Source organism: Pseudomonas putida, from assembly GCA_041071465.1.
Classification (GTDB): domain Bacteria; phylum Pseudomonadota; class Gammaproteobacteria; order Pseudomonadales; family Pseudomonadaceae; genus Aquipseudomonas; species Aquipseudomonas putida_P.
In genome coordinates, this window is record CP163498.1 from 4016778 (window position 1) to 4039650 (window position 22873).

Genomic DNA, 22873 nt, shown 5'->3' on the forward strand with positions numbered 1-22873 from the left:
AATTCGCCGATCAACCTTTGCGTACGCGCTCGACCCGGCTTTCTTCCAGGGCCTTGCAGGCCTGCTGGATCATCTGCTCGGTGATGGGCACTTCACGTCCCTTGGCGTCGATGATCGAACCGCATACCTGTGATTGCTGAGTGGTCTGGGGCTTCTGGTTGTCACTGCCATGCTGCAAGCTCATGCACTGTCTCCTCTTCAGGTTCGAGCTCAGGGTAGCCTTGTGCCGTGACTGGCCTGTGACAGCTTCTGTGTCACGGCAGCAACAGTCCAACAGAAACCCTGTGAAAGCTCCATCATCTGCTTAGACCAATGCGTTATAGCACCCTGAAGCCATTCCCCCGCTCGGGATGAATGGTAGTCTGCGGTTTCCCCAGCATTGTGGTCGTCGCCATGCCCGAATCGGTTTCCCCACGTCAACGCCGTGCCTTGCGCCTGGCCTGGCAGTTCGTACGCCCCTATCGTCGGCAAGTGCTGCTGGCCTTGCTGGCCTTGGTGGTTACCGCCGCCATTACGTTGTCCATGGGCCAGGGTATCCGCTTGCTGGTGGACCAGGGCTTCATGACGCGCTCCGTGCACCAGCTCAACCAGACCATCGGGCTATTCCTGGTGCTGGTGCTGGCCCTGGCAGTGGGCACCTTCAGCCGTTTCTACCTGGTGTCGTGGATTGGTGAGCGCTGCGTGGCCGATATCCGTCGTGCCGTGTTCGACCACCTGATCGGTCTGCACCCAGGTTTTTTCGAAGACAACCGCAGCTCCGAGATCCAGTCACGGCTGACAGCGGACACCACCCTGCTGCAATCGGTCATCGGTTCATCGCTGTCGATGTTCCTGCGCAACGCGCTGATGGTCATTGGCGGCGTGGTGTTGCTGTTCATCACCAACCCCAAGCTCACCAGCATCGTGGTGGTGGCCCTGCCGCTGGTGCTGGCACCGATTCTGCTGTTCGGCCGTCGGGTGCGCAGCCTGTCACGGCAAAGCCAGGACCGGGTCGCCGATGTAGGCAGCTACGTGGCCGAGACGCTTGGGCAGATCAAGACTGTGCAGGCCTACAACCACCAGGCGCACGACCGCGAACTGTTCGCCGGCACAGTCGAAGCGGCGTTTACTGTGGCCCGCAAGCGAATTGCTCAGCGTGCCTGGCTGATCACCTTGGTGATCGTGCTGGTGCTGGGGGCGGTGGGTGTGATGCTGTGGGTCGGGGGCATGGATGTGATCGCCGGGCGTATTTCCGCAGGCGAACTGGCTGCATTCGTGTTCTACAGCCTGATCGTCGGCAGCGCTTTCGGTACGCTCAGCGAAGTGATTGGCGAGCTGCAGCGCGCCGCAGGTGCGGCCGAGCGCATTGCCGAACTGTTGGCGGCGCACAGTGCGATCCTGCCGCCCGCCGTGGTACAGGCGCAACCACAGCAGCGGGCCAGCGGGCGTATCGAGCTGCAGCAGGTGGTGTTCGCCTACCCGTCACGGCCCACGGTGGCGGCAGTGGACGGCCTGAGCCTGGCCATCGAGCCCGGGCAGACCGTAGCGCTGGTCGGCCCCTCGGGGGCAGGCAAGTCGACCCTGTTCGATTTGTTGCTGCGCTTCTACGACCCCCAGCAAGGGCGCATTCTGCTCGATGGCCAGGCGCTTACCGAATTCGATCCTGACCAACTGCGCCGGCAGTTCGCCCTGGTGGCGCAAAACCCGTCGCTGTTCCGTGGCACGGTGGAGGCCAACATCCGTTATGGCCGGCCCGAGGCAACCTTGGCTGAAGTCGAAGCCGCAGCTCGCGGTGCCCACGCCGACGCGTTTATCCAACAACTGCCGCAGGGCTACCAGACACCGCTAGGGGAAGGCGGCATAGGGCTTTCCGGCGGGCAGCGTCAGCGCCTGGCGATTGCCCGGGCATTGCTGGTCGATGCGCCGATCCTGTTGCTGGACGAAGCCACCAGTGCCCTTGACGCGCAAAGCGAACACTTGATCCAGCAAGCGCTGCCCAGCCTGATGGCTGGGCGCACCACGCTGGTGATCGCCCATCGTCTGGCCACGGTGCAGCATGCCGAGCGCATCGCGGTCATCGACAAGGGTCGGGTAGTGGCGGTGGGCACTCACCGTCAGTTGATCGAGGAAAGCCCGCTGTATGCGCGGCTGGCAGCGCTGCAGTTCACCACCGGTTAGCTTGTCGCGGCTTTGTAATATTTTTGTAGTAATTGCCTGAGAGTATCTGCCTCAACTGTTGCGTAAGTGCTTGACCTGGCTGCCATTGCTTGATGGCAGCCTTTTTTTGGCCTGCCAGTAATGGGGCTGTACAGCGGCCTCAGCCTACCCCTCTGGTTCCGAGACCCTCGATGTTGCGTAAATCCCTCAGAGTGCAAATTCTCTCGCTGCTCGGCGGCAGCGTGGTGGCGATGCTGCTGATCGCCCTGGTGTGTTTCCAGTTTCTGTCGTCCAGCGTGCGTGGCTACGCCGAGCTGGTGGACGGGCCGCTGCGGGCCTCGCAATTGATTGACGAAGCCAACCTGCAGTTCAAGATCCAGGTGCAGGAATGGAAGAACGTGCTGCTGCGCGGGCGCCAACCGGCAGAGATGGACAAGTACTGGCAGCAGTTCCAGGCCCGCGAGCAGCAGGTGCAACAATTGCTCGGGCAACTAATCGACAGCAGCGACGCCAGGCTCAAGGAGCCACTACAGCAATTGCGCGACAGCCACCGCCAGCTGGGCCAGGCCTATGCGCAGGGGCGGCAGGCCTTCCTTGCCGCAGGTGGCGACCCGGTAGCAGGCGACCAGGCGGTGAAGGGCGTGGATCGCGCCGCCAGTGAGCAGATGAGCCAACTGGTCGAGCAACTGCGTGCCGATGCCCGCCAGCGTGCGATGAGCATCAGCGCCAGCGCCGAGCGCACGGTATGGCTGGGCCTGCTGGTGATGCTGGCTTCTGCGGTGCTGGTGGGGCTGCTTAGCCTGTGGTTGGTCAATCGCAGCCTGATCGAGCCGATCCGCCAGTTGATCGAGTATGTTGCGCAACTCAGCCAAGGCCGCTTTGCCGCCCGGGTCGACAGCCGCCGTGAGGACGAACTGGGGCGGCTGGCGCGGGCGGCCAACACCCTGCGCGATTTCCTGGCCGACACGGTTGGCCGGTTGCAGGACAACGCGCAGGAGCTGGAAGGCGCCAGTGGCCAGTTGCGCAGTATTGCCGGCGACATGGCTCGCGGTACTCATGACCAGTTCCAGCGTACCGACCAGGTGGCGACGGCCATGCACGAGATGTCCGCCACCGCACAGGAGGTGGCTCGCCACGCCGCCGAGGCAGCCCGTGCAGCGGATGACGCCGACCACAGCGCCCAGGCGGGCGAGCAGGTGATGCAGCAGACCATCGACATCATCGGTGTGGTCAACCGTGAAATCGCTGGCACGGCGTCGGTGATCCGCGATCTGGAGCATGACAGCACGCGCATTGGCAAAGTGCTGGAAGTGATTCGTGGCATTGCCGAGCAAACCAACCTGCTGGCGCTCAACGCGGCCATCGAGGCGGCCCGTGCTGGTGAAGCCGGGCGCGGCTTTGCGGTGGTCGCCGATGAGGTGCGCAGCCTGGCCCAGCGCACGGCGGCGTCGATTGCCGAAATCAACCAGATCATCGAAGCGGTACAGTCTGGGGCGGTGGAGGCGGTGAAGGCCATCGAAAGCGGCCAGCAGCGAAGCCAGGAAGGGGCTGAACAGGTCGAGCAGGCCGGGCAGATGCTGCAACGTATCACCCAGGCTGTGGAGGCGATACGCGACATGAACCGGCAGATCGCCACGGCAGCTGAAGAGCAGACCAGCGTAGCCGACGATATCTCGCGCAACCTGATCGAGATTACCCGCATTGCCACGGCCAACCAGGAAGCGGTGCACCATACCGAGCAGGCGGGGCATCGCCTGCATGGTTTGTCGGGGCAACTGGGCGAAGTCACCTCGCGCCTGAGCGCCTGACCTTGAAAAGGGGCCGTCACTCGGCCCCTGGGGGAAATCCGCCACCAGACCGCTAAAACCATTGCCCTGTGGCGGGTTGCCGCCATGCGACCCTTCGTTTTACCCCATATTTGTTAGCCCAACCCCAGTTGGCACATTCCCTGCTCCAAGCGGCGCGCGTGCACACAACAACTGGATAACATCAATGAAGAAATTTCTGCTGACGTTCCTCTGCCTGGGCGTCATCGGCTGCTCCAAACCTGCCGAACCTGAGAAAACCGTCGACGTGCTGTTGATCGGTGGCGGCATCATGAGTGCCAGCCTGGGCACTTACCTCACCGAGCTGGAACCGTCCTGGAAGGTCGACGTCTACGAGCGCATGGACCAGGTCGCCGAAGAAAGCTCCAACGCCTGGAACAACGCCGGCACCGGTCACTCTGCATTCTGCGAGCTGAACTACACCAGCGTCGGCAAGGATGGCAGCATCGACATCAGCAAGGCCGTGGGGGTGAACGAGCAGTTCGAGGTGTCCAAGCAGTTCTGGGCCTACCAGGTCGAGCAGGGCGTGCTGAACAACCCAAGATCGTTCATCAACAATGTGCCGCACATGAGTTTCGTCTGGGGAGACGAGAACATTGCCTTCTTGCACAAGCGCGTCGATGCCCTGCAACACAGCTCGCTATTCCGCGGCATGGAAATCTCCGAGGACCACGAGCAGATTCGCCAATGGGCGCCGCTGGTCATGGAAGGCCGTGACCCGGGGCAGAAGATCGCCGCCACGCGCATGGCCATCGGCACCGACGTGAACTTCGGCGAAATCACCCGCCAGCTGTTCGCTGCAATGACTCGCAACCCCAACGTGTCGCTGAATGTGCGTCATGAAGTGCGTGACATCGTACGTAACGACGATGGCACCTGGCATGTAGTCGTGGCCGACCTGGCCAACGGCGGCAAGGAGAAGGCTGTCAATGCCCGCTTCGTCTTCATTGGTGCCGGTGGCGGCGCACTGAAGTTGTTGCAGAAGTCGGGCATCCCCGAGGCCGAAGGCTATGCGGGCTTCCCGGTGGGGGGCCAGTTCCTGATGACCGATAACCCTGACCTGGTCGCGCGTCACCAGGCCAAACTGTACGGCAAGGCTTCGGTTGGCGCTCCACCCATGTCGGTGCCGCACCTGGACACGCGGATGATCGATGGCAAACAGGTGCTGTTGTTCGGCCCGTTCGCCACGTTCTCCACCAAGTACCTCAAGCACGGTTCGCTGCTGGACATGTTCGCCTCGCTGAACAGCCACAACGTGTTGCCCATGCTCAATGCCGGTATCGACAACATCGACCTCAGCACCTACCTGATGGGGCAATTGATGCTCAGCTTCGATGACCGCATGAACGCGCTGCGCGAGTACTTCCCCAACGCCAAGAACGAAGACTGGAAGCTGCTGCAGGCTGGCCAGCGGGTGCAGGTGATCAAGAAGGACCCGGTACTGGGTGGTGTGCTGCAGTTCGGTACCGAAGTGGTGGCGGCGCAGGACGGCAGTATCGCCGCGCTGTTGGGCGCTTCGCCTGGCGCCTCGACCGCCGCGCCGATCATGCTGACCGTGCTGGAAAAGACCTTCAAGGACCGCATCCAGTCGCCTGCCTGGCAGGCCAGGCTCAAGGAAATCGTGCCGAGCTACGGCCAGAAGCTGAACAACGACCTGGCGCTGACCAACCAGACCCGCGCGTGGAGCAGCGAGCGCTTGCAGTTGTTGCATATGCCCGTAGAAGCTGAAGCCCAAGCCGCGCACTGACGTCGTTCTCGCGCACAACAAAAAGCCCGCGCAAGGCGGGCTTTTTTAGCAGAACCTGGTCGGAGAGACAGGATTCGAACCTGCGGCCTTCTCGTCCCGAACGAGACGCGCTACCTGGCTGCGCTACACTCCGATGAACAAAATCCTACTGTATCCCGTTTTCGCCAGCAAGCCCTTGTTGTTTAAAGGGCCATTGCCAAAACGGGGGCTTGATCAGAGCTCTTTGACGGTGCGGATCTGGTCCTTGTTCAGGCGCGTGCGCTTGCCGTCCAGCTGCTCGAATTCGTAGAAACCGGAGTCTTCGTCGAACTTCGGCGTGTCGGTGGCCTGGATTTCGCGACCATCGTTAAGGGTAATGACAGTCGGCGATGCACAGCCGGCGAGGGCGCCCAGGCCCAGGGCGAGCAGGAAGGCGGGGAGGGTCCGTTTGATCATCGTGTTTCTCCAAGTGCGATGGTGCTAGATGACATTTATGACGCAGGACGTTAGTGCAAGTTCACTCCCAGTGCAGCATAGCGACGATTTCGTCCCCTTGACCCAGGGCAAGGGCGATGGGCGCAACGCCGGAAAAGGTGCGCTGTGATATAACTGCGGCCATCTCATCTTGTTGTGACGGACCCCCATGAAAGCCAAGGCAGATACCCCCTTCGTGGCGTTGAACATCGCCGTGCTCACGGTCAGCGACACCCGTACCTTCGAAACCGACAGCTCTGGGCAAATGTTCGTCGACCGCCTGAGCGCCGCCGGCCATCGCCTGGCCGAGCGCGTGCTGCTCAAGGACGACCTGTACAAGATCCGCGCCCAGGTCGCCACCTGGATCGCCGACGACAGCGTGCAAGTGGTGTTGATTACCGGGGGGACCGGTTTTACCGGCCGCGACAGCACCCCCGAGGCGGTGGCCTGCCTGTTGGACAAGCAGGTGGACGGCTTTGGCGAGCTGTTCCGGCAGATCTCCGTGGCCGACATTGGCACCTCCACCGTGCAGTCGCGTGCGTTGGCCGGGCTGGCCAACGGCACCCTGGTGTGCTGTCTGCCGGGCTCGACCAATGCGGTGCGCACCGGCTGGGATGGCATCCTTGCCGAGCAGCTCGATGCCCGTCATCGCCCGTGCAACTTCGTGGCGCATCTGAAGCAGGCAGCGGCCTGTGACAGCCGTGGCTGAGCTCAGCCAGGCCCGGCCGCTGATGCCGGTGGAACAGGCCCTGGAGCAGCTGCTGGCATTGGCCGAGGCGGCACCGATCCGCGACACCGAGAACTTGCCGCTGGCCGAAGCCGAAGGCCGTGTGTTGGCCACCGACCTGGTGGCGTCGCTCGACCTGCCGCCCTGGCCGAACAGCGCCATGGACGGTTATGCCTTGCGTAAAGCCGACTGGCAGGGCCAGCCGCTGCCGGTCAGCCAGCGTATTTTCGCCGGCCATGCGCCACAGCCGCTGCAACCGGGCACCTGCGCGCGGATCTTCACCGGTGCACCGGTGCCGGAAGGGGCCGACTGCGTCGAGATGCAGGAAAACACCGAAGTGCTCGAAGATGGCCGGGTGCGCGTTTCTCGAAGCGTTGCAAACCGAACAGAACATACGCCCTCAGGGCCAGGAAACCCGCAAGGGCGAACAGGTAATGAGCGCCGGTACCCGCCTCGGGCCGATCGAGCTGGGCCTGGCGGCGACCCTGGGGTATGGCCGCCTGGATCTAGTGCGCAAGGTGAAAGTGGCGGTGCTGTCTACCGGCGACGAACTGGTCGAGCCCGGCCTACCGCTGGGGCCTGGGCAAATCTACAACAGCAACCGCAGGTTGCTGGTCAGCTGGCTGCAGCGACTGGGCTGCGAAGTGGTCGACGCCGGCATCCTGCCAGATGACCTGGCCCGTACCCGCACCTGCCTGGCCGAGCTGGGGGGCGTAGACCTGATCCTGTCCACCGGCGGTGTCTCGGTGGGCGAGGCCGACTACCTTGGTGCTGCCCTGCGCGAAGCTGGCGAGCTGGCGCTGTGGAAGCTGGCGATCAAGCCGGGCAAGCCGCTGACGTTTGGCCACTTCCAGGGCGTGCCGGTGATCGGCCTGCCAGGTAACCCGGCCTCGACGCTGGTCACCTTTGGCCTGCTGACCCGGCCCTACCTGCTGCGCCGCCAGGGTGTGGCCGACGTCACGCCATTGCGCTTCGATATGCCAGCGGGCTTTGACTGGCCCAAGCCTGGGACGCGCCGCGAATACCTGCGTGCGCGCATCGAGCAGGGCCAGGTGCGCATCTACAAGAACCAGAGCTCGGGTGTGCTGCGTAGCGCGGCCTGGGCCGAGGGCTTGGTAGAGGTGCGTGAGGGCAGCACGCCAAAGCGCGGTGACAGCGTGCCGTTCATCCCCTTCAGCGAGTTACTTGGCTGAGCGACCCAGCCAGGCATTGGCCAGCGGCGCGGCCTCGGCCGGGGCCACCTGGGTCAGGCGCATGTGCACATTCTCCAGTTGCTGGGCGGCCACGCTCCAGTCGTGGCGCTGGCGGGCGAACTGGCGCCCGGCCGCGCTCAACTGGCTCATGCGCCAGGGCTGGTTGAGCAGCTGGGTGATCAGCAGCGCCAGTTGGTCACCGTCGTCGCTGCCCAGGTAATGCTCGCCATTGTTCGCGCTCAGGCCTGAAACGCCCTTGCCGGTGGTGATTACTGGCAGGCCGGCGGCCATCGCTTCGAGGATTTTCACCTTCGAGCCACCGGCATAGCGCAGTGGCGCGAAAAACAGCGCGGAGCGCCGCTGCAGTTCACGCAGGTCGGGTCGGTAGCCCAACCACTCGATGCGCGGGTCGTTCCAGTGCAATTTCCAGTTGGCGGGCATTGCATGCCCGGCAATTGCCAGGCGCACCGCTGGGTTGCTCATCCATACCTGCGGCATGATGTCTTCCAGCGCCCATTCGATGGCCTCCAGGTTGGCGCCATATTCGAAGTTGCCGACGAACAACAGGCGTTGGCTGTGCAGCGCAGGTTGTACCTGCTGGTAAAAATCACAATCCACACCATTGACCACCACGTTCACTGGGCGCCCGCTGATCTGGCCAATCAGTTCGGCATCGTGGGTGCTGACCGCCACCAGCTCGGTGGGCTGGCGCAGTACGCGATGTTCCCAGCGCCGATAGCGCCAGCGGTCGAAGGCGTTGAGCGGGCGTAGCCACAGCGGCAGGCGGTCGTGGCAAGCGCCGCCCATAACCGACTCCAAGGTGTGCTCGCTGAGCATGTAGGGCAGCCCTCGGGCCTGCAGGGCTTTTTCGAACGGCTGGAAGCTGTAGCTGTGCTCGATCTGGATGACGTCCCAGGGCTCGTCCAGCAACTGCTCGAAGCGGTGCCGCAGGCAAGAGGAAAGGCCATTGATGATGGCTCGCATGGGGTAGTCGATGATGGGTGAAGCCAGCAGGTTCAGCGGGCTGTGCAGCGGGCGGCGGGGCAAAACGATCAGGCGTTCGAGCAGTGGTTCCAGGGCATCACGAGCGCCATCGCTGAGGGGGATTTTCGACTGCACCAGCAGGGTGATCCGGTGGCCGCGTTGAGCCAGTGCGCGCAGCAAGTGGTATTGCCGGGTCTTGCAGCCGCTGGTGGTCGGCCAGGGCAAGTAAGGCAGTGTCCAGAGAATGCGCATTACCCGGAATCCTCGTGAAAGGTTGCAGATAGCAAAACGCGCCCATTGGCAGCAGTGGGGGAGCCACTGCCGGGCGCGTCCATGGCAAAAGGTGTATCTGCTGAGCATAGCCGGGCATTCCCAGGCGTGGGAAAAATGACCGGCCTGCACGATTCTTTGCCAGGGTATGCAACGATCCGGGCGTGCCAGTGGTCGAGATCTGGGTTGGCCCATTTTACGGAGACGCGCACATGCAAGGGCGCAAGGCAATGCTGGTGCTGCACGGCAAGCAGGCGATGAACGAAGAGGTCCGCAGCGCCGTGCGCGAGCTGCGCGATAGTGGCTGGGTGCTGGATGTACGAGTCACTTGGGAAGCGGGCGACGCCCAGCGGTTGGTCGCTGAAGCACTGGCTGCGGGTTACAGCCATATCGTCGCCGGTGGCGGTGATGGCACATTACGCGATGTGGCCGAGGCCATGGGGTTGGCCGCCACCAGCGCCAGCCTGGCCTTGTTGCCATTGGGTACGGCCAACGATTTTGCCAAGGCCGCTGGCATCCCCCAGGTGCCAGCCTCGGCGCTGGCTTTGTTGAATGTCGCGCCACAACCCATAGACCTGGGGCAGGCTGGTGACCAGCTGTTCCTCAACATGGCCACTGGCGGCTTTGGCAGCCAGGTCACCGCCAATACCTCGGAAGACCTCAAGAAGGTGTTGGGCGCTGCCGCCTACCTGTTCACCGGGTTGTCGCGCTTCAGTGAGCTGCAGGCGGCTTCGGTGGAGTTGCAGGGCCCGGACTTCCACTGGCAAGGGGACTTATTGGCGCTGGGTATCGGCAATGGCCGTCAGGCGGGGGCGGGCAGGTGCTATGCCCTGAGGCCATCATCAACGACGGTCTGCTTGATATCGCCATCCTGCCTGCGCCACAGGAAGTGGTAGGGGCGCTACGTGACTTGTTGGCCGGTGACGGCCTGTTCATTCGGGCCAGGTTGCCGTGGGTCGAGATCAAGAGCGCGCAAGGGCTGGACATCAACCTCGATGGCGAGCCCTTGCAGGCTGCCAACCTGCGCTTTCAGGCCAGGCCTGCGGCGTTGCGCCTGCACCTGCCGGCCGGGTCGCCATTGCTCAGTCGTCCAGGCTGATGATTTTCTCGCGCACGGCGAACAGCACCAGGCCCGCTACGTCGTGAATTTGCAGGCGCTTCATGATTTGCGAACGGTGGGTTTCAATGGTCTTGATCGACAGGCCCAGGCCTGTAGCAATTTCCCGGGTGGACTTGCCGCGCACGATCAGGCGCAGAATCTCCAGTTGCCGTGCCGTCAGGTTGTGCCGCTCGCCAGCGCTTTGCTTGCCTTGCTTGGTGTGGCGCAGCGCCTGGTTGATGACGGTGTGGGCAATGGCCGGGCTGAGGTAACGCTCGCCGTTGCGCACGGCGCTCAGGGCCTGTTCCAGCTCGGTGGCGCTGGTGTCCTTGAGCAGATAGCCGTGGGCGCCGCTTTCCAGGGCCCGCATGATCAGGTCCGGGTCGGTGTGCATCGACAGGATCAGCACCTTGCACGTGCTGCCGCTGGCCCGCAGCTGGGTGAGAGCGTCCAGGCCGCTGGTCGAACGCATCGAGATGTCCAGCAGGACGATGTCTGGGGCCAGTGTGCGAACCTGTTCGAGCAACTGGCTGCCATCATCGGCTTCGCCGATCACATCATAGCCGGGGATATCGCAGACCAACGCACGTACCCCGGCGCGGATCAATGAGTGGTCGTCTACCAGCAGCAGCCTACAGGTCATGGGCGGGCGTACTCCTGGCGCGCTGCTGGGTGCGCGGAGGCCACGGGAACATCGCCTCGATCTGCGTGCCCAGGCCAAGTTGGCTGGTAATGTCGAGCCTACCCTGCAGCGCGGTTACCCGCTCCTGCATGCCGGCCAGGCCGCGCTGGCCGGCCTCGGCCGGGTGGCGGGCGGGTACGAAACCACAGCCATCGTCGTGGATCGACAAAGTAAGCCCCTCTGGAGTGCGCTGCAGGCGAATGACCAGGTTGTGCGCCTGGGCGTGACGCAGCATGTTGGTCACCGCCTCCTGGGTGATACGGAACACTGCCATGGCTACCGTCTCGTCGATGCCGCCCAGTCGCTGGTTGCACGCCAGGCTCCAGTGCACCCCGCTGCTGGCCAAGGTACGTACCAGGTGCGCACGCAGGCTGGCTTCCAGGCCCAGGCTGGCCAACTGCCGCGGGTTGAGCAGGGCAGATACATCCCGGACGTTGCCCAAGGTGTCATCCAGCGTGCTGCGCAGGGCGTCGCAGTGGTTCTGCAACTCGTCGGGCATGCGCCGCTGCAACCACTGCAATTGCAGCTTGGCGGCGGTGAGCAGTTGGCCGATGTCGTCGTGCAGTTCCCGGCCCAGGTGCTGACGCTCATCTTCCTGCACCTTGAGCATGCGCTCGGCCAGCTCGGCCGGACGCAGGCTGATCGACCTGGCGCCCAGGCCCAGTTGCACAGCGGCGCCCAGCGTGGCGACCAGCTGCAGCATCAGCAGGCTGGGCGGGATTGCCTGATGGGTCAGGTACAGCGCCAGGTTGGCAAGCAGCGAGGCCACGCACAGCCCGACCGTCGTCCAACGCAGCAGGGCAGCGCGGGGGCAGCAACGCAGAGAAGTCTTCAAGCGTGGGAACATAGATAGGGAAGCCACTGAAGTCTTGCTGATGGAGGCCTTGCACAATGCTGGTCAGAGGCTTTGGCGCAGTACTTTCGATATTTTTTTAAACACGTGATCTTGCAACCTTGCTTCCGGTAGCAAGCGTTTGTGGGGGCGCATATTACCACTTCGCATTGCATCGGTCGCGGCTGGGTAACGCTTTGAAACGCCTGCTGGTCGGGCAGTTTCGGGTAGCAAAGTGCCACCCTTTAGTCACTCACTGTGCACTTGTGCTGCAACTAGCGCGGTCAAGTTTCAACGTGACACTGAAAAACTTGAAGCACTTTTCAAGTTCGACCATGGTGGTACTTGAACAAGCAGCCTTAGTTGCACTTCATGCAAAGTCAATACGTGGAGGTAGAGCGGCTGGGGTGCGTGCCGGCTGCCATGTGGCTGTGCGGGTGAATGCACTCGCTGCCTTGCTCATTGCAAAATGCGCAGGCTGGCGCAAAGGGCTGTTGCACGACCTTGGCCAACTCGCCCAGTAGCACCAGCTGCTCGCCGATGTCCAGGTTCAACCGCCCGGTCCGGGTATCTACCAGCTCCAGCTGCCAGGCCAGCAGGGTCAGGCAGGCCCCTATCGCAGGTAGGGCGGCACGTTGCAGGCAAGCACCGTGGCAGGCCGGGGCGAGCAACTGTTGCAGGGCAGTGGTGTAGTGGGCGACTTCACGCAGGCCCAGGCGTGTGGCCTGTCGGGCGAGGCTGTCGAGGGCGTTTTCCAGGCAGCGACAGGCGTCCAGGTCATTGTCGATCAGCTCCAGATGCTGCAGGCACTCCTGGGCCTGGGTCAGCAGCACTTGGGCATCCAGCAGGAAGCCCTGCAGGGCGTCATCGAACGATAAGGCAGTGTCCATCATCAGGTCCCCGCGCGTGGATGAGGCGCGGGGGCGGGCACGCCAAAACGATAGCTAGCAAAAGCCTGACTCCATTCATGCAATGAGAATGGCGTCACATTAATGGCTAAAGGATATCGCGAACATCAGGTTGCACCCGATTGCTGCTAAGGGTTTCCCTGATGCGAGGCTAGGGTGGGGAACTTTTGCCGAAGCCTTGATTTGCGCTGGATGCCCGCAGTAAAGCATGATGGCATGGTGATATCAATTGCCTTCGCAGCATTTTCCCGCAGGGGTCAAGGTGTGTGTGGAGCCGCCGATACAGGGTAGATGATTTCACTTTTTTCGACTTGAGCCTGGGGGCTTTCCAATGGCTGGCATTCTCGACACGGTAGACCAACGCACGCAATTGGTGGGTGAGAACCGCCTGGAAATTCTGATGTTTCGCCTGGCCGGTCGCCAGTTGTTCGCGATCAACGTGTTCAAGGTGCAGGAAGTGCTGCAACTGCCCAAGCTCACACTGATGCCCCAGCGCCATGCCTTCGTCTGCGGTGTGGTGAACCTGCGCGGGCAAACCCTGCCGGTGATCGACCTGTCCCAGGCGATTGGCATGCGCCCGCTGCAACCGGGGCCGGACAGCACGATCATCGTCACCGAATACAACCGCTCGGTGCAGGCTTTCCTGGTGGGCGGTGTCGACCGCATCGTCAACATGAACTGGGAGTCGATCATGCCGCCGCCGACTAGCGCCGGCCGCCAGCATTATCTGACCGCCATCACCAAGGTCGACGAAAAACTGGTCGAAGTGATCGACGTGGAGAAGGTGCTGGCTGAAATCGTGCCATACAACGCTCGGGTCTCTGGCGATAAACTCGCCGACCCGGTGCTGGCCCGGGCCCGTGGCCGCGAGGTGTTGCTGGTGGATGACTCCAGTGTGGCCCTGGCGCAGTTGCGCGATACCTTGTCCCAGTTGGGCATGAAGCTGCACGTGGCCAGTGATGGTCTGAAGGCGCTGCGCATGCTCAAGGGCTGGGCGGATGCTGGCGAGGACGTGTGCGAGAAGCTGCTGATGGTGTTTACCGATGCCGAAATGCCGGAAATGGATGGCTACCGGCTAACCACCGAGATCCGCAGCGATGCGCGCCTGCGGCCCCTTTATGTGGTGCTGCATACCTCGCTGTCGGGCAGCTTCAACGAATCCATGGTGAAGAAGGTGGGCTGCGACAACTTCCTTTCCAAGTTCCAGCCTGATCGCTTGGTCGACGTGGTCAAGCAACGCCTGTTGCTGGATAGCGCCACTGCGTGAACGTTGAGCCGGCCAAGTATAAGCTTGGCTTTTGGCATGACGCGAGGCAGCAGGGATGTTTCTAAGTGAGTTGTATCGATACCCGGTGAAGTCGGGGCGGGCGCAAAGCCTGCAGACCGCAGCCGTGGGGTTGCTGGGCGTGCAAGGCGACCGCCGCTGGATGGTGGTCGAGGAGGAAAACGGACGCTTCCTGACCCAGCGTGCCTGGCCACAACTTGGCCAGATCGACGCGCGCGAAGACGACAGCGGTCAGTTGCTGCTACAGGCCCCTGGGCAGGATCTGTTGCAGGTGCCTGTGCCGCCTGCGGATGACGCCCTGCGCGGCGTGACCATCTGGCGCGATACCCTGCGTGTGCCGGACGCCGGCGATGCCGCGGCGGCCTGGCTGAGCGAGTTGCTGGGTAAAGCCGTACGCCTGGTGCATTGCCCGGAGCCGCGTGCGCGTTACCTGCCCAATGGTTATGGCTTCAACAGTGATCGGGCGGCGTTTCCGGATGGCTTCCCGTTGCTGTTGATTGGTCAGGGCTCGCTGGACGAGCTCAACCGGCGCATCGGCCGGCCCATGGAGATGCTGCGCTTTCGCCCCAACCTGGTGGTGCAGGGGGCAGCGCCGTTTGCCGAGGATGGTTGGAAGCGAATTCGTATAGGCAGCCTGGAATTTCGCGTGCTCAAGCCCAGTGTGCGGTGCATTTTCACCACCATCGATCCGGCTACCGGGGAGCGCAGTGCCGACCGTGAGCCGATGGCGACGCTCAAAACCTTTCGCGAGAAGGAGGGGGATGTGCTGTTCGGGCAAAACCTGGCGGTGGATGGCAGTGGGCGGTTAGAGGTAGGGATGCAGGTAGAGGTTCTGGAATAGCCGTGTTGCCAGCGCCAGCACTGGCCCTAGTAGGCGCGACACCAGGCCGCTCCTGCAAGGGCTGTACAGGCTCTGCAACCCTTACATGTCGTCGAAATACCGCTCATGCCAATCCACCAGCGGCTGTGGCGAATTCAGCTTCTGCCCGTAGATCACCGAATACGACAGCACGTTCTGCACATACTGGCGTGTTTCGTCGAACGGGATCGACTCCACCCATACATCGAAACTCAGGTGCTTGGCGCCTTTGAGCCACTGACGCACGCGCCCGGGGCCGGCGTTGTAGGCCGCCGAAGCCAGCACTCGATTGCCGTTGAATTGGCTGTGTACCTGGCTCAGGTAGGCCGCACCCAGCTGGATGTTCTTGTCTGGGTTCAGCACTTGCGCGGGTGATGCCAGCGGGATGCTGAACTTGCGCGCGGTCTCTTTGGCGGTGGCCGGCATCAGTTGCATCAGGCCGCTGGCGCCCACCGGTGAGCGTGCGTCTTCCATGAAGGCGCTTTCCTGGCGGGTGATGGCGAATACCCAGCTCGAATGCAGGCCGCGAACTTTGGCCTCGCGTACCAGGGTGTCGCGGTGGGCCATCGGGAAGCGGATGTCCAGGTCGTCCCAGTACTGCGCCTGACTGATGGTACGGATAGCCGGGAAATACCAGCGCAGCTCATAGCCCAGGCGTGCCTGGGCAACCATTTCGTCGCGGGTGAAGTGACGGCTGACGTGGTACCACTCGCGGCGGCCTTCGACGATCTGGCCACGGGCGTGGAATTCCAGTGCGCGTTGAATGCCGGGCGTATTGCGCACCTTTTTGACCAGTTGCGGGCTCAGCGGCAGTGGCTTGTTGTTCAGTTGGTAAGGCGTCTGTGCCCGGTCGGCGGCCAGGAAACCATAGAAGTCGCGTTCACGCGCCACGGTCTTGTACAGCAGTGGAATCTGCGGGTTGTTTGGCTGTGCCAGCTCCAGGCTGCGAGCCTGCCAGTACTTCCAGCGGCTGCTGCTGGCCAGGTCCTGGGGCAGGCGTTTGGTCAACTCGTAGGCGTCTTCCCAGCGGCCCAGGCGCAGCAGCAGGCGCAGGCGCCATTCGCTGACGGTGTTGTCGCGCAGCTCGGGGTCGTAGCGGGTCATGAGGTCGAGCGCGCGCGGGTCGTAACGACGCGCCAGGGTCAGGCCGATTTCGCGGGCGATGGCCACCTTTTCGTCGCGGGAGAAGTGCATGCGCTGGGCGTAGTCGTCGAGTAGCGCCATGGCTCGCTCCGGGTCCTGCCGGGCCAGGCGACGAAGGCCGAGGCTGACCACGTCGGACATCGCTTCGTTGACCGGGGTGAAGCGTGACGGCTGGTTGAGCAGCTCGGGCTTCTGCGCCACGTCGACCAGCAGGCTCCCCTGCGGGCCGAGGGTAGTCAGGGTTTTGACCAGGTTGTTAGCCAGGCCATAGTTGCGTGCTTGGGCCGCCAGTTTGGTGCGTTCCCAGCGCTTGGCCTCGGTCAGCTGGCCTTCGGCTGCCCACATGCCGAACAGTGTGTCGCAGGCAGCGGGTTGCGACTTGCCGACGTTCCACAGCTTATCGGCGGTGGCGTAGCCTTCGGCGCGCAGGCCGTGGCTGAGCTGGTACTGGCCGTTGAGGCAGTCCAGTTCGGTGAAGTTGAGCTTGGGGTCGTAGTACTTGACGAAGGTGTCCCACTCGCCGCGCTCGGCCAGCCAGCGCAACCAACGCAGCTTCATCCAGTTGGCCTGGGGCAGGTCGCCATGCTTGGCGAGAAAACCTTCGATCTCCTGGTTGCTGGCGCTTTTCAGGCGGGCGGTGAGCTCGTCGTAGGCCAGGTAGGGCGTCAGCGGGTAGTCGCTCAGGGCCTGGGCATAGCGCAGGTATGGGCCTTTGTCGCCTTTGGCCAGCGCACGCTTGGCCTCGTCATAATACTGGCGTTGCAGGGTCAGGTCGGTGGCCTGCGCCGCGCAGGTGGCGGCGGTAAGCAGCAGGCAGGATGCAATATGTAACAGGCGGCTGCGCATGATACGTCCGGGCAGTTGAACCATGGGGAAGTGACGGCGGAGCCAGCACTGTTGAAAGCTATTGCCTTAGCTTAGCCGTTTGCCGGCGGCGGGTGAAAGCACTGTGCTTGTATCGGGATATTAAGTACGACCAGATGTCACCTGTCGCTCGCCGGTGGGGCTGGCGGGTGCCGTCGAGGCCCAAGTCAGGTAGAATGCGCGCCCGATTTATGGAGACCAACATGACCCTGCTCAAATTCAGCGATGTGTCCCTCGCATTCGGCGCCATGCCGCTGCTGGACAAAGTGTCCTGGCAGATCGCTCGTGGCGAGCGGGTGTGCATCATCGGCCGCAACGGCACCGGCAAGTCGAGCATGCTGCGCCTGGTCAAGGGCGAGCAGAAGGGCGATGACGGTGAAATCTGGCGTGCCCCTGGCCTGAAGATCGGCGAGCTGCCTCAGGAGCTGCCGGTGGCCGACGAGCGCACGGTGTTCGACGTGGTTGCCGCTGGCCTGGACGGTGTGGGCGAGTTGCTGGCGCAGTTCCATCACCTGAGCATGAACATCCAGGGCGACGAAGACCTGGAAAAACTCATGCACGTTCAGCACGAGCTGGAAGCCCGTGACGGCTGGCGCCTGCAGCAGGTGGTGGAAAGCACCCTGAGCCGCTTGCAGCTGCCGGCCGACAAGACCCTGGCCGAGTTGTCCGGTGGCTGGCGCCGCCGTGTGCTGCTGGCTCAGGCTCTGGTGTCCGAGCCCGACCTGCTGCTGCTCGATGAGCCAACCAACCACCTGGATATCGGCGCCATCGCCTGGCTTGAAGAGGCCCTGCGCGGCTTCAACGGCGCGGTGCTGTTCATTACCCACGACCGTTCCTTCCTGCAGAACCTGGCCACCCGTATCCTTGAGCTGGATCGCGGCGGCCTGATCGACTGGAACGGCGACTACGCCAGCTTCCTGGTGCACAAGGAGGCCGCATTGGCCGCCGAAGAAACCGCCAACGCGCTGTTCGACAAGCGCCTGGCCCAGGAAGAAGTGTGGATTCGCCAGGGTATCAAGGCCCGGCGTACCCGTAACGAAGGCCGCGTGCGTGCACTGAAGGCGTTGCGTGTGGAGCGTGGCGAGCGCCGTGAGCGCCAGGGCAAGGCCAACATCCAGATCGAAGCAGCGGACAAATCCGGCAAGCAGGTGATGGTGCTGGAAAATGTCAGCTTCCATCACAAGGACGGTCCCCTGCTGGTCAAGGATTTCTCCATGGTCCTGCAACGCCAGGATCGTATCGGTCTACTGGGCGCGAATGGTACCGGCAAGACCACGTTGCTCAAGATGATGCTGGGCGACCTTGAGCCCACCGCGGGCAAAGTGGAGCGCGGTACCAAGCTTGAGGTGGCCTATTTCGACCAGATGCGCCACCAGCTCGACCTGGAAAAGACCGTGATCGACAACCTGGCCGAAGGCCGCGATTTCATCGAGATCGATGGTCAGAACCGCCACGTGCTGAGCTACCTTGGCGATTTCCTGTTCAGCCCCCAGCGTGCGCGCACGCCGGTCAAGGCGCTGTCGGGTGGTGAGCGTGCGCGGCTGCTGCTGGCCAAGCTGTTCAGCAAGCCGGCCAACCTGCTGGTACTCGACGAACCGACCAACGATCTGGATGTGGAAACCCTCGAGCTGCTCGAAGAGGTGCTGTCCAACTACAAGGGCACCGTGCTGATGGTCAGCCACGACCGGGCCTTCCTCGACAACGTCGTCACCAGCACCCTGGTGTTCGAAGGCGAGGGCAAGGTGCGTGAGTATGTGGGTGGTTACGAGGACTGGATTCGTCAGGGCGGCTCGCCGAAACTGCTGGGCGTGACCGAGAGCAAAGGTGGCAAGTCCGCACTCAACAGCGCGGTTGTGGAGAAGGTCGAGGCCAAGCCCGCGCCCGTTGCGGCACCAGTGGTGGAAGAGGCTTCGAAAAAGAAACTCAGCTACAAGCTGCAGCGTGAGCTGGAGATGCTGCCAGGGCAGATCGACGAAGTTGAACAGCGCATGGCTGAGGCTCAGGAAGAAGTGAATGCGGCGGGCTTCTACCAGCGGCCGATCGCGGAAACCTCGGCAGTGCTGGCCAACATCGAGAAGCTGCAAGGTGAGCTGGATGCGTTGGTAGAGCGCTGGGCTGAGCTGGAAGGCTGATCGGCGTCAGCCAGATCTGGCCTCCTTGCGGGCAAGCCCGCGAAGAGGCCAGATCTGGTTAAGTCATTCTTTCTTCAGCAGGCGTACCGCCAGCACATCACACGGCGCGCCATGCAGCACGTCATTGGCCGTGGAGCCCAGCAGCAGCGCCAGACCATGACGGCCATGGCTGCCGACCACGATCAGGTCGCAGTTCTGGTCCTTGGCCAGCTGGTGGATTTCCTGGCGCGGTTGGCCGTAGGTCAAGTGGGAGTCGCCGCGCTTGATGTCCGGGTATTTATTGAACAGGCGGTCCATGCGCTCTTTGGCCTGGTCGAACTGCTGCTGTTGCAGTTGCGACAGGTCCATCGGCACGTCACCGCCAAATGCCATGGCCATCGGCTCGACGATGTGCACCAGCGAAACCTTGGCGTTCGAAGGCGCGGCCAGCGCCATGGCGCGCTTGATCACCGGGTCGCATTCTTCGGTCAGGTCGACGGCAACCAGAAGATGTTCGTAGGACATGAGCGGTACTCCTGACAATCGCGATAGAAGAAGTATGGTCGCTTTCGGGCGGGTCTACCGTGAAAAATGGCTAACCAGCTCATTTGCAACGCTTTATGGGATGTACTGATATGACGGTATTGCTGGTGGTGTCAATCCTTGCGCTGATTCTCAGCCCGCTTTCCTGGCTGCGCAGCTCGCGCAAGCAGAGCGAGCAGATGAAGCTGCGCCTGGAGGCGCGGCGCATGGGCCTGGCCATGCAACTGGCGCCGCAGCAGTGGCCGCACTGGCTGGAAAAGGAGCCGCCAAGCCCTTGCCCGCAGTACCACCGGGCCAGGCGCCGTGGGCATGAGGACAGCTTTAGCTTCTGGCAGGTCAGCCCGGGGGTGTGGTGGAACCAGTGGCGCGAACCCTGCGAAGACCCGCGCTTCATGGAGGCGTTGGCGCGCCTGCCGGCGAGCGTCTACAAGGTCGAGGCCGATGCGCGGATGATTGCCTTGTACTGGACCGAACGGGGCGATACGGCTGTATTGCAGGATGTTGCCTACGCCCTCGAAACCCTGGCCTGAGTCCTGCCTTGCTCCCGCAGGGTAGGCGTCACGCGCGATAAACCTGTTCTCAAACGACAAAGCGGCGGCTTGGCAGAACCCTGAAGGGGTGGGGTGCCAAGTCGCCGCTTTGCGTTCTGCTGCGCAGAAAAGGCCAGGCAGGCCGGGTATTCATTCAAGCAAGTGCCAGTGTAGCCGCCCGCGCTTGCCACGCAAGCCGAAAGTTGCAGCACACTGCCAGCGCGTGTGGTCAATCGCTGACATGAATGCTCGGCGATCACTGTCATCATGTTTTGTACCCATCCGATACAAAATGACTGGAAAGTCGCGTTTTCCCGTGCTCGTGAGCATTTGACAACGCCGATCTTTTCGGAGAATGTGTGCACACCCAAATCAAACGGGCGTATGAATTGAGCGTTTGTATGTCATGACGCCAAGCCATACTTCCGACTAGCGCGCTGACGGGTGTGCCTGGGGCAGGGCAGCTAGGCCTGCTTTTGCTGCAGCGATCGGCGTGTACAGTTCAGCTTCCATATCGTGGAGATCAGTTGATGATTTACGAAGGTAAAGCCATCACGGTTAAGGCTCTTGAAAGTGGCATCGTCGAGCTCAAGTTCGACCTCAAGGGTGAGTCCGTCAACAAGTTCAACCGCCTGACCCTGAACGAGCTGCGCCAGGCCGTCGAAGCCATCCAGGCCGACGCCTCGGTCAAGGGCGTGATCGTCAGCAGTGGCAAGGACGTGTTCATCGTCGGCGCCGACATCACCGAGTTCGTCGACAACTTCAAGCTGCCCGAGGCCGAACTGGTCGCCGGCAACCTGGAAGCCAACCGCATCTTCAACGCCTTCGAAGACCTCGAAGTGCCCACCGTTGCCGCCATCAACGGCATCGCCCTGGGCGGCGGCCTGGAAATGTGCCTGGCAGCCGACTACCGGGTCATGTCCAGCAGCGCCAAGATCGGCCTGCCAGAAGTCAAGCTGGGTATCTACCCTGGCTTCGGCGGCACCGTGCGTCTGCCACGCCTGATCGGCTCGGACAACGCCATCGAGTGGATCGCCGCCGGCAAGGAAAACCGTGCCGAGGACGCCCTGAAAGTGGGGGCCGTTGACGCCGTGGTCGCCCCTGAGCTGCTGCTGGCCGGTGCTCTCGACCTGATCAAGCGCGCCATCAGTGGCGAGCTGGATTACAAGGCCAAGCGCCAGCCAAAGCTGGAGAAACTCAAGCTCAACGCCATCGAGCAGATGATGGCCTTCGAGACCGCCAAGGGCTTTGTCGCCGGCCAGGCCGGGCCGAACTACCCAGCCCCGGTCGAAGCCATCAAGTCCATTCAGAAAGCCGCCAACTTCGGTCGCGACAAAGCGCTGGAAGTCGAAGCCGCAGGCTTTGCCAAGCTGGCCAAGACTTCGGTCGCCGAGAGCCTGATCGGCCTGTTCCTCAACGACCAGGAGCTCAAGCGCAAGGCCAAGGCGCATGACGAAATCGCCCATGACGTGAAGCAGGCCGCCGTGCTCGGCGCCGGCATCATGGGTGGCGGCATTGCCTACCAGTCGGCGGTCAAGGGCACCCCGATCCTGATGAAGGACATCCGCGAGGAAGCCATCCAGCTGGGCCTGAACGAGGCCTCCAAGCTGCTCGGCAACCGCGTCGAGAAGGGCCGCCTGACCCCGGCCAAGATGGCCGAGGCACTCAACGCCATTCGCCCGACCCTGTCCTATGGCGATTTCGCCAATGTCGACATCGTCGTCGAGGCCGTGGTCGAGAACCCGAAGGTCAAGCAAGCGGTACTGGCGGAAGTGGAAGGCCAGGTGAAGGACGATGCGATCCTCGCCTCCAACACTTCGACCATTTCCATCAACCTGCTGGCCAAGGCGCTCAAGCGCCCGGAAAACTTCGTCGGCATGCACTTCTTCAACCCGGTGCACATGATGCCGCTGGTGGAAGTGATTCGTGGCGAGAAGTCCAGTGAAGTGGCGGTTGCCACCACCGTGGCCTACGCCAAGAAAATGGGCAAGAACCCGATCGTGGTCAACGACTGCCCGGGCTTTTTGGTCAACCGCGTGCTGTTCCCTTACTTCGGCGGCTTCGCCAAGCTGGTCAGTGCCGGTGTCGACTTCGTGCGCATCGACAAGGTAATGGAAAAGTTCGGCTGGCCGATGGGCCCGGCCTACCTGATGGACGTGGTCGGTATCGACACCGGCCACCATGGTCGCGACGTAATGGCCGAAGGTTTCCCGGACCGCATGAAGGACGAGCGCCGCTCGGCCGTCGATGCGCTGTACGAGGCCAACCGCCTGGGCCAGAAGAATGGTAAAGGCTTCTACGCCTACGAAACCGACAAGCGCGGCAAGCCGAAGAAGGTCTTCGACGCCACCGTGCTCGATGTGCTCAAGCCGATCGTGTTCGAGCAGCGTGAAGTCACCGACGAAGACATCATCAACTGGATGATGGTCCCGCTGTGCCTGGAGACCGTGCGCTGCCTGGAGGACGGCATCGTCGAAACCGCTGCCGAAGCCGATATGGGCCTGGTCTACGGCATTGGTTTCCCTCCCTTCCGCGGTGGTGCGCTGCGTTACATCGACTCGATCGGTGTTGCCGAATTCGTCGCCCTGGCCGATCAGTATGCCGATCTGGGGCCGCTGTACCACCCGACCGCCAAGCTGCGTGAAATGGCCAAGAACGGCCAGCGCTTCTTCAACTGAGCG

At 62.7% G+C, this 22873-nt stretch carries 17 protein-coding genes, 1 tRNA gene and 2 pseudogenes; 11 read left to right on the plus strand and 9 right to left on the minus strand.

All coding sequences use genetic code 11. The features are described from left to right. Nucleotides 1-10 precede the first annotated feature (10 nt). Nucleotides 11-184, minus strand: a complete 174-nt coding sequence (locus tag AB5975_18525; protein XDR18613.1) for a PA1571 family protein — start codon at nucleotides 182-184, stop codon at nucleotides 11-13. A gap of 209 nt (nucleotides 185-393) precedes the next feature. On the opposite strand from AB5975_18525, the gene AB5975_18530 reads away from it, so the two are divergent. From AB5975_18530 to mqo, 3 genes are all read left to right on the plus strand, one after another. Next, the gene (locus AB5975_18530; protein XDR18614.1) at nucleotides 394-2157 is read left to right on the plus strand and encodes an ABC transporter transmembrane domain-containing protein; all 1764 of its coding nucleotides are present in this window, start codon (nucleotides 394-396) and stop codon (nucleotides 2155-2157) included. Between the two features lie 170 nt (nucleotides 2158-2327). Continuing rightward, nucleotides 2328-3944: a methyl-accepting chemotaxis protein gene (locus tag AB5975_18535; protein XDR18615.1), complete on the plus strand. Its 1617-nt coding sequence runs from the start codon at nucleotides 2328-2330 to the stop codon at nucleotides 3942-3944. A 184-nt stretch (nucleotides 3945-4128) separates the two neighbouring features. Beyond that, a complete protein-coding gene (mqo, locus tag AB5975_18540; protein XDR18616.1) occupies nucleotides 4129-5709 on the plus strand; it encodes a malate dehydrogenase (quinone) in 1581 nt (526 codons plus the stop codon). Nucleotides 5710-5765: 56 nt separating this feature from the next. Here the strand turns inward: mqo and AB5975_18545 are convergent. Both AB5975_18545 and AB5975_18550 read right to left on the minus strand, forming a co-directional pair. Next, nucleotides 5766-5842 (minus strand) — tRNA-Pro (locus AB5975_18545). Between the two features lie 80 nt (nucleotides 5843-5922). Further along, entirely contained in the window at nucleotides 5923-6144 is a 222-nt protein-coding gene (locus AB5975_18550) for a YgdI/YgdR family lipoprotein (protein XDR18617.1), read from the minus strand. Nucleotides 6145-6331: 187 nt separating this feature from the next. Between AB5975_18550 and moaB the strand changes: the two genes are divergently transcribed. Both moaB and glp read left to right on the plus strand, forming a co-directional pair. Next, complete coding sequence (gene moaB, locus AB5975_18555; GenBank protein XDR18618.1) at nucleotides 6332-6871, plus strand: molybdenum cofactor biosynthesis protein B; 540 nt, start codon at nucleotides 6332-6334, stop codon at nucleotides 6869-6871. Then, a pseudogene (gene glp / locus AB5975_18560) lies at nucleotides 6855-8082 on the plus strand (gephyrin-like molybdotransferase Glp). Before moaB ends, glp begins: the two are co-directional and overlap by 17 nt. On the opposite strand, the gene AB5975_18565 reads toward glp, so the two are convergent. Beyond that, nucleotides 8071-9318, minus strand: a complete 1248-nt coding sequence (locus AB5975_18565) for a glycosyltransferase family 4 protein (GenBank protein ID XDR18619.1) — start codon at nucleotides 9316-9318, stop codon at nucleotides 8071-8073. The pseudogene glp and the gene AB5975_18565 sit on opposite strands and share 12 nt — an antisense overlap. A gap of 230 nt (nucleotides 9319-9548) precedes the next feature. Here AB5975_18565 and yegS point away from each other — a divergent pair. After that, nucleotides 9549-10435, plus strand: a pseudogene (gene yegS / locus AB5975_18570) (lipid kinase YegS). Here the strand turns inward: yegS and AB5975_18575 are convergent. The 3 genes from AB5975_18575 to AB5975_18585 form a co-directional block, all read right to left on the minus strand. After that, nucleotides 10419-11078, minus strand: coding sequence for a response regulator (locus AB5975_18575; GenBank protein ID XDR18620.1), 660 nt, complete (start codon nucleotides 11076-11078; stop codon nucleotides 10419-10421). The pseudogene yegS and the gene AB5975_18575 overlap by 17 nt on opposite strands. Next, nucleotides 11068-11964 carry a sensor histidine kinase gene (locus AB5975_18580; GenBank protein XDR22990.1) on the minus strand — a complete coding sequence of 299 codons (897 nt, stop codon included), beginning with the start codon at nucleotides 11962-11964 and terminating at the stop codon, nucleotides 11068-11070. The genes AB5975_18575 and AB5975_18580 overlap by 11 nt, the downstream gene beginning before the upstream one ends. Before the next feature lie 365 nt (nucleotides 11965-12329). After that, nucleotides 12330-12839, minus strand: coding sequence for a histidine kinase (locus AB5975_18585; protein ID XDR18621.1), 510 nt, complete (start codon nucleotides 12837-12839; stop codon nucleotides 12330-12332). 349 nt (nucleotides 12840-13188) lie between these two features. On the opposite strand from AB5975_18585, the gene AB5975_18590 reads away from it, so the two are divergent. Next, on the plus strand, nucleotides 13189-14124 hold the full coding sequence (locus tag AB5975_18590; GenBank protein XDR18622.1) for a chemotaxis protein CheV: 936 nt from the start codon (nucleotides 13189-13191) through the stop codon (nucleotides 14122-14124). Between the two features lie 55 nt (nucleotides 14125-14179). Further along, entirely contained in the window at nucleotides 14180-14983 is an 804-nt protein-coding gene (locus AB5975_18595; protein XDR18623.1) for an MOSC domain-containing protein, read from the plus strand. Nucleotides 14984-15064: 81 nt separating this feature from the next. Here AB5975_18595 and AB5975_18600 read toward each other — a convergent pair whose 3' ends face one another. Further along, nucleotides 15065-16990, minus strand: coding sequence for a transglycosylase SLT domain-containing protein (locus AB5975_18600; GenBank protein ID XDR18624.1), 1926 nt, complete (start codon nucleotides 16988-16990; stop codon nucleotides 15065-15067). Nucleotides 16991-17211: 221 nt separating this feature from the next. On the opposite strand from AB5975_18600, the gene AB5975_18605 reads away from it, so the two are divergent. Further along, nucleotides 17212-19140 carry an ATP-binding cassette domain-containing protein gene (locus AB5975_18605; protein ID XDR18625.1) on the plus strand — a complete coding sequence of 643 codons (1929 nt, stop codon included), beginning with the start codon at nucleotides 17212-17214 and terminating at the stop codon, nucleotides 19138-19140. Between the two features lie 63 nt (nucleotides 19141-19203). On the opposite strand, the gene AB5975_18610 is transcribed toward AB5975_18605, so the two are convergent. Then, complete coding sequence (locus AB5975_18610) at nucleotides 19204-19644, minus strand: universal stress protein (protein ID XDR18626.1); 441 nt, start codon at nucleotides 19642-19644, stop codon at nucleotides 19204-19206. Nucleotides 19645-19754: 110 nt separating this feature from the next. Between AB5975_18610 and AB5975_18615 the strand changes: the two genes are divergently transcribed. Both AB5975_18615 and fadB read left to right on the plus strand, forming a co-directional pair. Continuing rightward, nucleotides 19755-20192, plus strand: coding sequence for a hypothetical protein (locus tag AB5975_18615; GenBank protein XDR18627.1), 438 nt, complete (start codon nucleotides 19755-19757; stop codon nucleotides 20190-20192). 530 nt (nucleotides 20193-20722) lie between these two features. Then, complete coding sequence (gene fadB / locus AB5975_18620; protein ID XDR18628.1) at nucleotides 20723-22870, plus strand: fatty acid oxidation complex subunit alpha FadB; 2148 nt, start codon at nucleotides 20723-20725, stop codon at nucleotides 22868-22870. Nucleotides 22871-22873: the final 3 nt, after the last annotated feature.

Bases quoted from the DNA above. Each gene is read 5' to 3' on its own strand.
- AB5975_18525 (XDR18613.1), bottom strand. From the start codon at position 184: ATGAGCTTGCAGCATGGCAGTGACAACCAGAAGCCCCAGACCACTCAG.
- AB5975_18530 (XDR18614.1), top strand. From the start codon at position 394: ATGCCCGAATCGGTTTCCCCACGTCAACGCCGTGCCTTGCGCCTGGCC.
- AB5975_18535 (XDR18615.1), top strand. From the start codon at position 2,328: ATGTTGCGTAAATCCCTCAGAGTGCAAATTCTCTCGCTGCTCGGCGGC.
- mqo (XDR18616.1), top strand. From the start codon at position 4,129: ATGAAGAAATTTCTGCTGACGTTCCTCTGCCTGGGCGTCATCGGCTGC.
- AB5975_18550 (XDR18617.1), bottom strand. From the start codon at position 6,144: ATGATCAAACGGACCCTCCCCGCCTTCCTGCTCGCCCTGGGCCTGGGC.
- moaB (XDR18618.1), top strand. From the start codon at position 6,332: ATGAAAGCCAAGGCAGATACCCCCTTCGTGGCGTTGAACATCGCCGTG.
- AB5975_18565 (XDR18619.1), bottom strand. From the start codon at position 9,318: ATGCGCATTCTCTGGACACTGCCTTACTTGCCCTGGCCGACCACCAGC.
- AB5975_18575 (XDR18620.1), bottom strand. From the start codon at position 11,078: ATGACCTGTAGGCTGCTGCTGGTAGACGACCACTCATTGATCCGCGCC.
- AB5975_18580 (XDR22990.1), bottom strand. From the start codon at position 11,964: ATGTTCCCACGCTTGAAGACTTCTCTGCGTTGCTGCCCCCGCGCTGCC.
- AB5975_18585 (XDR18621.1), bottom strand. From the start codon at position 12,839: ATGGACACTGCCTTATCGTTCGATGACGCCCTGCAGGGCTTCCTGCTG.
- AB5975_18590 (XDR18622.1), top strand. From the start codon at position 13,189: ATGGCTGGCATTCTCGACACGGTAGACCAACGCACGCAATTGGTGGGT.
- AB5975_18595 (XDR18623.1), top strand. From the start codon at position 14,180: ATGTTTCTAAGTGAGTTGTATCGATACCCGGTGAAGTCGGGGCGGGCG.
- AB5975_18600 (XDR18624.1), bottom strand. From the start codon at position 16,990: ATGCGCAGCCGCCTGTTACATATTGCATCCTGCCTGCTGCTTACCGCC.
- AB5975_18605 (XDR18625.1), top strand. From the start codon at position 17,212: ATGACCCTGCTCAAATTCAGCGATGTGTCCCTCGCATTCGGCGCCATG.
- AB5975_18610 (XDR18626.1), bottom strand. From the start codon at position 19,644: ATGTCCTACGAACATCTTCTGGTTGCCGTCGACCTGACCGAAGAATGC.
- AB5975_18615 (XDR18627.1), top strand. From the start codon at position 19,755: ATGACGGTATTGCTGGTGGTGTCAATCCTTGCGCTGATTCTCAGCCCG.
- fadB (XDR18628.1), top strand. From the start codon at position 20,723: ATGATTTACGAAGGTAAAGCCATCACGGTTAAGGCTCTTGAAAGTGGC.